This window comes from Pontiella agarivorans, from assembly GCF_034531395.1.
Lineage (GTDB): Bacteria > Verrucomicrobiota > Kiritimatiellia > Kiritimatiellales > Pontiellaceae > Pontiella > Pontiella agarivorans.
Genome location: NZ_JARVCO010000006.1, coordinates 157525 through 171071, shown reverse-complemented (window position 1 = coordinate 171071; position 13547 = coordinate 157525). Strand labels below are relative to the sequence as shown.

Below are 13547 nucleotides of genomic sequence, written 5' to 3'. Positions count from 1 at the left end.
CTTGCGGTCGGGTGCTTTGAATGTGGAGTGCATGAGCACGTTTGAGACTGTGCCTGATGGGGGTGGAAGTTTCAAATTATAAAACATGCTATTCTTTGCAATACTGCGCTTTTTAGATAAAATCCGATTTTGTTTTATGCGGTGATGGTTTCGAGGATGAGGGGAGGGGGGATTCGGGGGGAGGGGGAGATGCTGAAGGCGGTTTCCAGGAGTTGGAAAAGCCGTTCCGTGTTTTCGCGGCTGTTGGAGTGGATGGTACAGAGGGCTTGGCCTTTTTCGATGGGTTCGCCGATTTTCCGGAGGTTGGAAATGCCGACGGCGGGGTCGATGGTGTCGGTGGTTTTTGTGCGTCCGGCGCCGAGGAGCAGGGCGGCGCGGCCGATGGCTTCGGCATTGCATTCTGAGATATAGCCGGATCGGGGGGCGGGGAGTTCGATTTGGTTTTCGGCTTCCGGAAGTGCTGTGGACAGATCGCCGCCGTGGAGGGACACCATTTGTTTGAATTTCTGCATGGCGGAGCCGTCTTTTAGGTGAAGGGCGGGGGCTTTGATTTTGTCTTCGGGGTTACGGATTCCTTTTCCGAGGTCATGGATCTCGGCTACATGCAGCATTTGTTTGGCGAGTTCGAGGGTGAGGCGTTGTGAATCGGCGGGGCCTTTTCCGTTGAGGATTTGGAGGGATTCGCGGATTTCGAGGGCGTTGCCGACGTTGCGGCCGAGGGGCTGGTTCATGTCGGTGATGAGGGCGGTGACTTTTTTGCCCATGGCTTTGCCGGTGTCGACGAGGGCTTGGGCGAGGGCGCGGGCATCGTCGATATTTTTCATGAAGGCGCCGGAGCCGCATTTGACGTCGAGGACGAGGGCGTCGATGCCTTCGGCGAGTTTTTTGGACATGATGGAGGAGACGATGAGGGGGATGGAGGGGACGGTGGCGGTGACGTCGCGCAGGGCGTAGAGTTTTTTGTCGGCGGGTGCGATTTCGGGGGTTTGGCCGATCATGGAGCAGCCGACGGCTTCCAGGGTCTGGAAGAATTGGGTCTGGGTGAGGTTGGTGCGGTAGCCGGGGATGGCTTCGAGTTTGTCGAGGGTTCCGCCGGTGATGCCGAGTCCGCGGCCGGAGATCATGGGGACGGTGGCGCCGGAGGCGGCGACGAGGGGGGCGAGGGGGATGGATATTTTGTCGCCGATGCCGCCGGTGGAGTGTTTGTCGACTTTGGTGCCGGGGATGGCGTCGGGGTTGATGACCTGGCCGGAGTGCATCATGGCGTGGGTGAGGTCGGCGGTTTCGCGGGGGGTCATGCCGTTGAAGTAGATGGCCATGGCGAGGGCGGCCATCTGGTAGTCGGGGATGTCGCCTTTGGTGTAGCCTTCGATGAATTCACGGATTTCGGGGGTGTCGAGTTCCGAGCCGTCGCGTTTTTTTTCGATGATCCATTGGGGTAGCATGGGGGGAGGTTAGGGAATGGCGGGGCGGGTGTCGAGTGTTTGGGGCGGGGTGCGGGTTGTTTTATGGAGGGCGATTCTCTATTCTTTTCCATATTTTTGAATGCGGGGATGTTGAGTGATGGTTCGAGGTTTTAAATTGGGGTTGGGGGTTCTGCTGTTGGGTGCGTTGTCCGTGATGGCGGAGGATGCGGCGAGGGCGGTGCGTGTGGGTGTGTTCGACATGGAGCCGCTGAATTTTGTTGATGAGGAGGGGGGGGCGCAGGGGTTTAATCCGGATCTGCTGCGTGAGATTGCGCGTGTGAGGGGGCGCTGGGTGCCGGAATTTGTTCCGGTTACGTGGGCGGAGGGGCTTGCGAAGCTGCAGCGTGAAGAGCTGGATTTGATGATGTGTGTGACTTATACGGTTGAGCGCACGGAGGTGATGGATTTCACGGAAACGCCGGTGCTGGAGGTCTGGAGCCAGGTGTGTGTGGCTGAGGAGTCGGATGTTGAGAGTGTGCTGGATCTGCATGGTTTGCATGTGGGGATCATGAAGGAGGGGATTCACGGGAAGAATTTCATTCAGTTGGCGGTGGCGTTCGGGATTGATTACACGTGTACGGCGTATGATTCGCATCGGGAGATTTTTGAGGCGCTGGAGGCGGGGGAAATTGATGCGGGGGTGGTGCCGAATCATTACGGGCTGCGTTTCGGGCGAAGGTATCATGTGGTGGGTACGCCGATTCAGTTTTCGCCGGCCCCGGTTCATTTTGCGGCGAAGAGGGGACGGCATGCGGATGTGCTGGCGGATATTGATGCGGTGCTTGGGCCGTGGAAGGAGAACAGGGGTTCCTATTATTTCCGGCAGTTTGATTATTGGTTCGGTGCGGAGCATCCGTGGCGGGTTACGGTGCCGTTCTGGGTGAAGGCGCTTTTCGGGGTTACCGTGTTTTCGACGGTGTTGTTTCTGGTGCTGAGCTGGTGGCTGCGGCGTGAGGTGAAGTTGCGGACGGAGCGGTTGAGTTCGAGTGAGGAGCGGTACCGGATGCTGGTGGAGAATCAGTCGGATCTGGTGGTGAAGGTGGATGCGGACGGGACGTTTCTTTATGTAAGTCCATCGTATTGTGAGGTGTTCGAAAAGCGGGAGGAGGATTTGCTGGGCAGTACCTTTCTTCCGCTGGTGCATGAGGAGGACCGGGCTTCGACGGAAATGGAGTTTGTTAAGGTTTTTGAGCCGCCGCATACAGCGTATATGGAGCAACGGGCGATGACGAAGTCGGGCTGGCGCTGGCTTTCGTGGCAGGATACGGCGATTCTGGATGAGAGCGGGAAGGTGCAGGCGATTATCGGGGTGGGTCGGGATATTACGGAGCGAAAGGAAGCGGAGCTGGCACTGAAGCGCACCAATGAACGGCTGCAACTGGCGACGCAGGCGGGAAAGGTGGGCATCTGGGAGTATGAGTTCGAAACAGATAATCTGATCTGGGATGACCAGATGTTTGAAATATTCGGGGTGGCGCGGGAAACGTTTAACGGGAAGTTCCATTCGTGGGAGCGTTCGGTGCATCCGGATGATGTGGAGAAGATTCAGGAGGAGTTCCGTCTTGCGGTGGAGGAGCATGAAACGTTTGAGGCGGAGTTCCGGATTGTGACGGAGCGGCTGCAGGTGAGGCATGTGCGGGGACTGGCGCAGGTGGAGTATGATAAGGAGGGGAAGCCGCGGCGGGTTGTGGGGATGAACTGGGATGTGACGCCGTATCGGCAGATGGTGGCGGCGCTGACGGCGAGTGAGCAGGATTACCGGAATCTGTTTGAGAATATGACGACGGGGTTTGTGTTGTTCGAGGTGGTCAATTCGGCGAGTGGTATCCCGATTGATTTCCGTTTTTCGCAGTTGAATGAGTCGGCGCGGAAAATGGCGAAGCGGGACCGGATGGAGCTGATCGGCCGGTCGTTGAAGGAGGTTTTTCAGCCGTTGGAGGAGTATTGGGATTCGGTGCTGGCCAAGGTGGCGATGACGGGTACAGCGTCTTCGTATGAAAACCGGATGGAGGCGATCGGCCGGTATATTTCGGTGTGGATTTTTGTTCCGAAGCCGGGGTATCTGGGGGTGGTGGTCACGGATGTGACGGCGCGTCGTATTGCAGAAGAGGCGGTGCGGCAGGCTCAGCGGCAGCTGCAGCATATTTTTGACAATACGAATGATGTGATTTTTACAACGGATGCGGAGGGGAGTTTTACTTATATCAATTCGGCGGCTGAAGAGGTGACGGGGTTCCCGATTGGTGAATTGATCGGGAAGAATCTGTTGGATCTGGCGGTGCCGGAGTGCCGGGATGAGATTGCGGCGCGGTTGCAGTGGCGGGGTGAGGGGCATACGGAGTCGGGCAGTTTTTATTTTGAAATGGAGCATCGCGACGGATCGCACCTTGTTTTGGAGATCGTGACGACGGTGATACCGGATGCAGAGGGTCGGCTTAAAGAGATTCACGGCATTGCGCGTGATGTGACGGAGCGCATTCGAACGGAGCGGGAGCTGGAGGAGTCGCGGTTGTTTCAGCGGCGTATTATCGACACGATTCCGGCGCGGGTTTTCTGGAAGGACCGGAACTGTATTTACATGGGCTGTAACAGTGCATTTGCGCTCGATGCGGGATTTGAATGTCCTGATGATCTGGTGGGGCGGTCTGATTTTGAGATGGGCTGGTCGGAGACGGAGGCGGATGCATATCGGCGGGATGACAACGAGGTGATGGAGCTGGAGCTGGAGCGGATTAATTATGAGGAACCGCAGACGCGTCCGGACGGGTCTAAATACTGGCTGAGTACAAGTAAGGTGCCGATCCGTGATGTGGATGGGCGGGTGATCGGCGTGCTGGGAGCGTATCAGGATATAACGGTCCGAAAGACGCTGGAGGAAGAGCGGGCGCGCCTGACCACGGCGATTAACCAGTCGGCCGAGGCCATTGTAATTATGGATCTGAAGGGCTTTATTCAGTATGTGAATCCGGCGTTTGAAACGGTTACGGGATTTACTCCGGCAGAGGCGGTCGGCCGGAATCTGGCGATCATCAAGAGCGGCCGGCACGACGATCTGTTTTATTCCAATATCTGGAAAACGATTGAGTCGGGCACTTCGTGGAACGGGCGGATTGTGAATCGGCATAAGGATGGATCGCTGTATACGGTTGAGTCGGCGATTTCGCCGGTGAAGGACCCGACGGGCACTATTGAGCATTATGTGGTGGCCATCCGTGATGTGACGAACCAGATTGAGCTCGAACAGCATGTTCGACAGGCCCAGAAAATGGATGCTGTCGGCCGTCTTGCGGGGGGTGTTGCGCATGATTTTAATAATATTCTGCAATCGATCCTCGGGTTCAGCGGCATTTTGATGGGCGAGCTGGAGGAGGGGTCGGCACCCTATGAAGATGTGGCGGAAATCCGGACAGCGGCCCGTCGTGCGGGCGATCTGACGCGTCAGCTGCTGACGCTGAGCCGAAAGCATAATGTGGAATACTCGGTGCTGAATCTGAACCACGTTATTCTGCAGAATGAGAAGATGATGCGGCGGCTGATTGGTGAGCAGATCGAATTTGTTTTTGATCTGGCGGAGGAGCTGAAACCGGTGCGGGCCGACCAGAGTCAGATTGAGCAGATTATTCTCAATCTGTTCATCAATGCGCGCGATGCCATGCCAGAGGGCGGTCGGCTGACGGTCCGTACGTATAATGGCAGTCCGTGGATGGAGGAGGTTTCGGAACCGGAGCATGGCTTAATCTGTCTGCAGGTTTCGGACAGCGGGCACGGAATTCGGGAGGATGTGCGGCAGCATCTGTTTGAGCCGTTTTATACCACCAAGCAGGTGGGCGAGGGGACGGGGCTCGGGCTGTCGGTGGTTTATGGAATTGTTCAGCGGCACAGCGGGCGCATTGAGGTCGAGAGCCGAGTGGGTGAAGGCGCGGTTTTCAGTGTGTATCTGCCGGTATGTGCCGAGCAGGAAGGTCTTGCCGAGGAGGAAGACGGCATGCCGGTTGATGAGCGCTCTCTGGAGGGCCATGGCGAGCGTATTCTGGTGATGGAGGATGATACGGTGGTGCGCGATCTGACCTGCCGGATGCTGAAAGATGCCGGGTACGATGTGGAGTCCGCGGCCGATGTGGCCGAGGCGGGAAGGGCGATGACCGAAGGATGCTTTGATCTGCTGATTGCGGATATGGTGCTTCCGGACGGAAGCGGGCTGGAGCTGGCGCAGACGTTTCGGAAATCAGATGAGCATCTGGCGGTATTGATCTGCAGTGGGTATTCCCACGATTCGGCAACACATGATGTAATCAAGAAAAACCATTTTCGGTATTTGGAAAAGCCGGTAGGCAGTATGCTGCTTCTGCAAACCGTGCGGGAAATGCTTGATGAAGCGTCCGCTGTTTAGTCAAATCTGTTTCACACTATAGAGGGGAGCGGATATGGCTCGTATTTTGATAATTGATGACGATGAAACAATTCGCAACGTGTTTAAGCGTTTTCTCGACGGCAAGGGGCACGAGGTTGTTGTTGCGGCTGACGGGCGGCAGGGATTGCGCTTGGTGGAAGAGGCGCCGGTGGACCTTGTGATCACCGACATCATGATGCCGGAAACTGATGGTCTTGAGGTGGTTATGGCGATACGCGGCAAAGAGGCCGATATTCCAGTGATTGCCATTTCCGGCGGGATGCATGCGATGCCGATGGATTTTCTGCCGATGGCGAAAAAGTTCGGGGCGTGCGATGTGCTTTATAAGCCGGTTGAGCTGGATGACCTGCTCGGGGCTGTGGAAAAAGCGCTGGCGGGAGTTTAGCCCTTCCGGCTGAAGGGCTCCGGCGGCAGCGGTTACAGGAGGGGAAACGGCTGCGTTGCGCCGAACCGGCGGATCAGTCGATTTTTGCCATTACGCCTTTTTCTCCATAGATAAACGGGACTTTGATGAAGGCGATTTTGCGACTGATTTTATCGGCCTCGGCTTTGCGGGCCGCTTCGAAGGCCTCTTCTTTTTTGGTCATATTGCCGTCGCTGGCCTGAATCGCGGCCTCCACGGCGCGGAAGCGGGTGGTTTTAATGATTTCCGCCATTTCAAACAGTCCGAGGAGCAACTGTGCTCCGTAACCGCGGCCGATGGCGTCGTAGCCGGGGCGGCCGAATCCGTGGTCCGACTGCGGGGCATGGTCGGGCCGGAAAACGCCCTGCCATCCGAGATCAACCAACGTGTGGACCACTTTGGCTAATTCTTCGCGGTGTTCGGCGTGGTGGCCCTCGCGGAAGTTTTTGCCGTCGGTTTCGATGGGGCGGAGGTGGATATGCGGAAAGATTTCGTCGATGCTCAGGCCTTTCATTTGCCCGTATTCCGCTATTTCGCGGATGAGAGCGGTGATATCGCGATTGGTTTCTCTGGCCATCAGAGAGCCGATGCACATATTCACGCCGCAGCCGTGATCCAGCAGAAATTTATAGCCGTCTGCACCGCCCACGGCGCGCGGTGTGCCCAGGAACGGGGAGAAGGCCGGGTCGTCGGCATGGCAGCAGAGCCGGACACCGGCGGCGGAGGCCACCGGAACGACTTCATCGAGAAAGTAGGCAATGTGTTTCTGCAAGGTCTCCAGCGACATGCCTTCATATTTGGCCACGGCTGCGCGAAAATCATCGAGCGTGAATCCTTCCTGAGCGCCGGGCAGGCCGGCGGTGATCATATCAATCAGTTCCTGTTGGCGTTCGGAATTTCCGGCCAGATAAGTTTTAAAATATTTCCGGGCCTCCTCCACTTCTTCGGCCGAGAACGAACCGTCGTCGATATAGGCCTGTTCTGAAGTGTGGCGTTTGAGCAGGAAAATATCAAAAGCGGCAAATGCGGCGTGGATATATTTAAGCGTTTTTGAACCATCGGCCAACCGGGTGATGCTGGTGCGGGTCCAGTCGGCCACCAGCATAAAATTGCCGACGACATTATGGATGCCGAAACGCCCGAGGTTCTGCAGGCTTATTTTGTATTTCCGGATATGTTCGTCACGATTCGGGCTGCCGTTTTTGATGTCTTCGGTGAAGACCAGGCTTTCGGCGGTATCCCAGACCAGGCCGGTGCGGGTGCCGTTGGTCTGATACCACTGATAAAGATCCATGCCTTTGAGTTGCGGCTCGTTTTCCAGCGGCTGGAATTCCACTTCAATTTTACGCCGCGCAATTTCGTTTTCGGTCCAGATTTCGCCTGCCGGAATATGATGCAGCGCGGTGATGATATTGGTGACGCCGGGCGTCTGCTGGATGTTACGAATGGTGACGATGTCCTCGGGCCCGAACCAGCGCATACCGGCGCGTACCCGCTCGCGATTCCAGTTCTGATGATAAATTTCGCTCATGATTTCACCCCTGTGAATAAGTTGTATTCAATTTTGTAACGGTCCCCTTAAACCCCCGTGAACAGGGGCATATAAATAAGTACTTCCCTGCCAGTTTAAGCCCGTTGGTAAGTTGGCGGGAATATCGGGAGGTCCCGGTTAAAATGCAATGATTTTTCTTGTATAAAATAAAGTAAAATCATTATCTCAAACCATTGAGGTTCATTTTCAGTACGTCTGAGTTTTCCCGGGTTTCCAGGCGTTGGAAAGGCTGTTAATAACCTGTTGATTACGAAATAACCGCAGGAGGATAAAAAATGACCGAAAACGGATTGAAAAAATATGCCCTTTTAGTGCCGACGAGTATGGGAATCCGGCTGACCCCGACGGATTCGCAACCGTTCCACAGCAGTGATACGTTTAAAATGCAGGCGACCAGTGCAGAGAGCAATGTGGCCAGTGTTTCATCCTATCTCGGTCTACCGGTGAAGGTGCTGACGGCCTTTGTGAAGGGAAGTCCGGTGGCCCATTTTATTAAAGACAATCTGAAGAGCCGGCGGATGGATTTTGAGGGCCCTGAATTTGAGCAGGATAATCCGTGGGGATTTCGTCATCAGATCAACATGGCGGACAGCGGATGGGGATCGCGCGGTCCGCGTGTTCAGAACGATCGCGCCGGCGAGGTCGGGCGCGAGCTCAGTGCCGCTGATTTTGATCTCGACCGGATCTTCGGCGAAGAAGGCGTGGAGATTGTTCACCTTTCGGGGCTGATTGCCGCGCTGTCGCCGAAAACGAGTCAGTTCTGCCTGGATGTGGCGCGTGCGGCCAAAGCGCACGGATCAAGAATTTCGTTCGATCTGAATTATCGCGCCAGCTTCTGGAAGGGGCGCGAGGAGGAGCTGCGTAAAGCCTTTCATGAAATTGCCGATGCCAGCGATATTCTGATTGGTAACGAAGAGGATTTTCAGCTGTGCCTCGGTATTGAGGGGCCGGAAGCGGGCGGTGCGGGACTGGATTCCAAGATCGACGGGTTCAAGGAGATGATCGGCCGCGTGCAGCAGGCTTATCCGAATGCAAAATATTTCGCCACCACGTTGCGGGAAGTCCTTTCAGCGAACGCCCATATGTGGGGGGCGCTGGTGACGGATTCCAGCGATTGGGAAATTATCCAACCGCGCGAAATCGGGGTGTTGGACCGGATCGGCGGCGGCGACGGTTTTGTGGGGGGGCTGCTCTATGGCATCCTGAAAGGCTGGGATGTGCAAAAATGTGCGAGGTTCGGTTGGGCAAGCGGAGCACTCGCCGCTACTATGCTCACCGATTACGCGCAACCGGCTGATGAAGATCAGCTCTGGAGCATCTGGGAAGGAAACGCCCGGGTTAAACGCTAAATTTTAAACTAGGAGAGACAGCATGTCGAAAGCAGATATTGGATTGATCGGTCTGGCCGTGATGGGCGAAAACCTCGTTCTGAACATGGAGAGCAAGGGATTCACCGTGGCGGTATTCAACCGTACGGTGGAGAAAGTGGAAAAATTTGTATCGGGGCGCGGTGCCGGAAAAAACTTTATCGGATGCAAGAGCATTGAAGAATTCTGCGCCAGTCTGGAGCGTCCGCGTAAAGTCATGATGCTGGTGAAAGCCGGCGCGGCGGTGGATGCGCTGATTGAACAGGTGCTGCCATACCTTGAGGAGGGTGACATCATTATTGACGGCGGAAACAGCCATTATCCGGATACGATCCGGCGCACGGAATATGTGGAAAGCAAGGGGCTGCTCTACATCGGCACCGGGGTTTCCGGCGGTGAAGAGGGCGCGCTGCTCGGTCCGTCGATCATGCCCGGCGGCTCGCCCGCAGCGTGGGAATCGGTTAAGCCGATTTTTCAGAAAATTTCCGCGCATACTGAAACCGGTGAACCCTGCTGCGAGTGGGTGGGTTCCGACGGTGCCGGCCATTTTGTGAAAATGGTGCATAACGGAATTGAATACGGCGATATGCAGATGATCTGCGAAACGTATCAGATGATGAAAGAAGGCCTCGGCCTCTCCAACGAGGAGATGCACGAGGTTTTCAAGGCCTGGAACGAGAGTGAGCTCGATTCCTACCTTATTGAAATCACCCGCGATATCCTCGGCTATAAAACGGAAGAGGGCGAAGCGGTGATCGATTCGATCCTCGATACGGCCGGACAGAAGGGCACCGGGAAATGGACGGCGGTTTCCGCGCTGGACTGCGGTCAGCCGCTGACGCTGATCGGCGAAGCGGTATTTGCCCGCTGCCTTTCCGCGCTGAAGGATGAGCGTGTGGCGGCTTCGAAGGTGCTGAGCGGTCCGGAAACGTCTTTCGACGGCGATAAGGCGCAAATGATCGAAGATCTTAAACAGGCGCTGTATGCCTCAAAAATTGTGTCGTATGCGCAGGGTTATCAGCTGATGCGCGCCGCGGCTGCAGAGCATGGCTGGACCCTGAATAACGGAGAGATTGCGCTGATGTGGCGCGGCGGCTGTATTATCCGTTCGGTTTTCCTCGGCAAAATCAAGGAAGCGTTCGATTCCAATCCGGATCTTGTCAACCTGCTGCTCGATCCGTTCTTCAAAGATGCGGTCGAAAATGCGCAGGCATCGTGGCGCCGGGTGATTATGAAATCCGCAGAGCTGGGTATCCCCATGCCGGCGATCGGCGCGGCGCTGGCCTATTTCGACGGGTATCGTTCGGAACGCCTTCCGGCGAATCTGCTGCAGGCGCAGCGCGACTATTTCGGTGCGCACACCTATGAACGGCTGGACAAACCGCGCGGCGAATTTTTCCACACCAACTGGACCGGACGCGGGGGTGATACCTCGGCATCCACCTATATCGCCTAGATATTCCTCTCCGCTTCGTCGCCGAATACCGGTGACGAAGCGAGCTGTTCCGTCAACTATCGGGAATTATTATGATCAGTACATATGGTGAAGACATCTCCATTTCTCAGGATGAGTTGCGGGATCTGGTTTTTCAGACGCTGGAGGCTTCCGGAACTGCACACCTGCGCAGGTGTGCCGAGCCGCGGTCTTCAGCGGGGCGGCGGGTGCTGCTGCTGCCGCCGGATCACACGCGGTTGAATTCGATGGCCGGTCCGATTACGGCAATGGTGTATGAAAAGCTGACGGCTGACGGCGTTGAGGTGGATATTCTTCCAACGCTTGGAACGCATAATCCGATGACGGATGCACAGCTGCGGATGATGTTCGGTGAGCAGATTCCGCTGGATGCTTTCAAGGTGCACGATTGGCGGAATGAGGTGGTTCGAAAAGGCGAAATTTCCGGTGATATGCTTGCTGAACTTTCTGATGGGAAGGTGAATTATACGGTCGGCGTGGAAGTCAATCGGATGCTGTTTGACGGTTATGACCTGATTCTTTCGATCGGCCAGGTGGTGCCGCATGAGGTGGTGGGCATGGCCAACTATACCAAGAATATTGTGGTCGGTGCCGGGGGATCGGACATTATCAATAAATCACATTTTCTCGGTGCGGTGGCCGGCATTGAAAATATTCTGGGGCAGACGGATTCGCCGGTGCGACGGCTGTTTAATCATGCGGTGGCGACCTATCTTGCGGACCTGCCGATCACGTATATTCTGACGGTGATGGAGCAGGATTATGATTCCGGCGAAATGCACATGCGCGGTTTTTTTGCCGGCGAGGATGTGACTGTTTTCGAGGAGGCCTGCAAACTGGCGCGCGCGGTGAACATTACATTGCTGGACCGGGAGCCGAAGAAAGTGGTGGTTTATCTGGATCCGCACGAGTTTCAGAGCACCTGGCTGGGCAACAAGTCGGTCTACCGTACCCGTATGGCGATTGCGGATGACGGGGAGCTGATTGTACTGGCTCCGGCACTGAAGGAGTTCGGCGAAGACCCCACGATTGATAAACTGATTCGTAAATTCGGCTATTGCGGAACGCCGGCGACGCTGAAGCATGTGGAAGAGGATGAGGAGCTGCGTTCCAATCTGGGAGCGGCGGCGCATCTGATTCACGGTTCGTCGGAGGGACGTTTTGCGATTACATATTGTCCGGGCCGTGAGGTGACGCTGGATGAAGTGCGGTCGGTTGGATTCAAGGCGGCGGCCTATGATGAGATGGCGGCGCGGTATGATCCCGCTGTTCTTAAGGACGGCTGGAACATCCTGCCGGACGGAGAAGAGATTTTCTATATTTCCAATCCGGCGCTGGGGCTCTGGGCGTTTAAGGACAAATTTAAGGAGTAAGCGATGAAAAAATTTATGGATGAGGATTTCCTCCTCCGAACGAAAACGGCGATTAAGCTGTATCACGAGTATGCCAAGGACATGCCGATTTATGATTATCACTGCCATCTTCCGCCGCAGGAAGTGGCCGAGGATAAGCAGTATGAAAACCTGGCGGAAATCTGGCTGGGGGGCGATCACTATAAATGGCGGGCCATGCGCACGAACGGGGTGAAGGAAAAATACTGCACGGGGGATTCCTCCTGGAAAGAAAAATTCGATGCCTGGGCGGCGACGGTTCCGCAGACGCTGCGCAATCCGCTCTATCATTGGACACATCTCGAGCTGCAGCGTTATTTTGACATTGATACGCTGTTGAGTCCGGCTACCGCCGATGCGATTTATGAAGAGTGCACGGCCAAGCTGCAGACGCCGGAATTCAGTGCGCGCAATTTGATGCGTAAAATGAACGTTAAGGTGGTTTGTACGACGGATGATCCGGTGGATGATCTGCACTTCCATAAGCAGGTGGCCGCCGAGGGTTTTGAGGTTAAAATGCTGCCGACGTTCCGGCCGGATAAAGCAGCAAATCTGAGCGACCCCGAGGTCTATTCGGCCTACATCCAACGTCTGGAAAATGTGACGGGGCAGACGATTAAACGTTTTGAGGATCTGGTGGGGGCCGTTGATGCGCGTCACGGTTATTTTCACGCGGCCGGCTGCCGCCTTTCGGACCACGGGGTGGCGTACATTCCGGATGCGGAAGCCACTCCGGCAGAACTGGATGCCATTTTCAGCAAAGTGATGAGCGGCAAAACGGTGACCGGGGAGGAGCAGGATAAATTTCTGGGCGCATTTTTGTATGAAGCGGCGAAGATGAATCATTCGCGCGGTTGGGCGCAACAGTTTCATGTGGGGGTGTTCCGGAATAATAATACCCGTCTGTTTAATGCACTGGGGCCGGATACCGGTTTTGATTCGATTGCAGATTACCGTCAGGGGCCCGGATTTATCAAGTTGCTGGACCGGCTGGATGCTTCGGATCAGCTGGCAAAATCGATTCTCTATAACATTAATCCGGCGGACAACGAGCTGTTTGCCACGATGATTGGAAACTATCAGGACGGTTCATTTCCCGGAAAAATGCAGTTTGGTTCCGGGTGGTGGTTCCTGGATCAGAAAGACGGCATGGAGAAGCAGATGAATGCGCTTTCGCTGCTGGGGCTGTTGAGCCGGTTTGTCGGAATGCTGACCGATTCGCGCAGTTTTATGTCGTATCCGCGTCATGAATATTTCCGTCGGATTCTCTGCAATCTGCTGGGCAGCGATGTGGAAAACGGGGAGCTGCCGGCCGATATGGATCTGCTGGGATCAATGGTGGAAAATATCTGCTATAACAACGCGGTGGAATACTTCGGTATCGAGGTCTAGTTCCGGTGCTGGTCGAAAGAGCCATGTTCCGGTTCCTGATCGGGCAGTTCTGACAGAATCAGACATAAGGCCAACAGCGGCAGACATAGAC

General features: G+C 55.5%; 8 protein-coding genes. 6 read left to right on the top strand and 2 right to left on the bottom strand.

The features are described from left to right. Positions 1–134 precede the first annotated feature (134 nt). Positions 135–1445 (bottom strand): thymidine phosphorylase, encoded by a 1311-nt coding sequence (locus tag P9H32_RS04875; protein WP_322607753.1) that lies wholly within the window; start codon positions 1443–1445, stop codon positions 135–137. A gap of 118 nt (positions 1446–1563) precedes the next feature. Between P9H32_RS04875 and P9H32_RS04870 the strand changes: the two genes are divergently transcribed. Then, positions 1564–5856 (top strand): PAS domain S-box protein, encoded by a 4293-nt coding sequence (locus P9H32_RS04870; RefSeq protein ID WP_322607755.1) that lies wholly within the window; start codon positions 1564–1566, stop codon positions 5854–5856. Between the two features lie 34 nt (positions 5857–5890). After that, entirely contained in the window at positions 5891–6262 is a 372-nt protein-coding gene (locus tag P9H32_RS04865) for a response regulator (protein ID WP_322607752.1), read from the top strand. 73 nt (positions 6263–6335) lie between these two features. Here the strand turns inward: P9H32_RS04865 and uxuA are convergent, their stop codons facing one another. Further along, a complete protein-coding gene (uxuA, locus tag P9H32_RS04860; RefSeq protein WP_322607751.1) occupies positions 6336–7811 on the bottom strand; it encodes a mannonate dehydratase in 1476 nt (491 codons plus the stop codon). 296 nt (positions 7812–8107) lie between these two features. Between uxuA and P9H32_RS04855 the strand changes: the two genes are divergently transcribed. From P9H32_RS04855 to uxaC, 4 genes are all read left to right on the top strand, one after another. After that, entirely contained in the window at positions 8108–9181 is a 1074-nt protein-coding gene (locus tag P9H32_RS04855; protein WP_322607750.1) for a sugar kinase, read from the top strand. A 22-nt stretch (positions 9182–9203) separates the two neighbouring features. After that, positions 9204–10655 carry a decarboxylating NADP(+)-dependent phosphogluconate dehydrogenase gene (gene gnd / locus P9H32_RS04850; RefSeq protein WP_322607749.1) on the top strand — a complete coding sequence of 484 codons (1452 nt, stop codon included), beginning with the start codon at positions 9204–9206 and terminating at the stop codon, positions 10653–10655. 71 nt (positions 10656–10726) lie between these two features. Then, positions 10727–12046 (top strand): nickel-dependent putative hexonate epimerase, encoded by a 1320-nt coding sequence (locus P9H32_RS04845; protein WP_322607748.1) that lies wholly within the window; start codon positions 10727–10729, stop codon positions 12044–12046. A 3-nt stretch (positions 12047–12049) separates the two neighbouring features. Beyond that, on the top strand, positions 12050–13456 hold the full coding sequence (uxaC, locus tag P9H32_RS04840) for a glucuronate isomerase (protein ID WP_322607747.1): 1407 nt from the start codon (positions 12050–12052) through the stop codon (positions 13454–13456). Positions 13457–13547 lie beyond the last annotated feature (91 nt).

Coding starts and splice junctions, on each gene's coding strand:
- P9H32_RS04855 (WP_322607750.1), top strand. CDS start 8,108: ATGACCGAAAACGGATTGAAAAAATATGCCCTTTTAGTGCCGACGAGT.
- P9H32_RS04875 (WP_322607753.1), bottom strand. CDS start 1,445: ATGCTACCCCAATGGATCATCGAAAAAAAACGCGACGGCTCGGAACTC.
- P9H32_RS04870 (WP_322607755.1), top strand. CDS start 1,564: ATGGTTCGAGGTTTTAAATTGGGGTTGGGGGTTCTGCTGTTGGGTGCG.
- uxaC (WP_322607747.1), top strand. CDS start 12,050: ATGAAAAAATTTATGGATGAGGATTTCCTCCTCCGAACGAAAACGGCG.
- P9H32_RS04865 (WP_322607752.1), top strand. CDS start 5,891: ATGGCTCGTATTTTGATAATTGATGACGATGAAACAATTCGCAACGTG.
- P9H32_RS04845 (WP_322607748.1), top strand. CDS start 10,727: ATGATCAGTACATATGGTGAAGACATCTCCATTTCTCAGGATGAGTTG.
- gnd (WP_322607749.1), top strand. CDS start 9,204: ATGTCGAAAGCAGATATTGGATTGATCGGTCTGGCCGTGATGGGCGAA.
- uxuA (WP_322607751.1), bottom strand. CDS start 7,811: ATGAGCGAAATTTATCATCAGAACTGGAATCGCGAGCGGGTACGCGCC.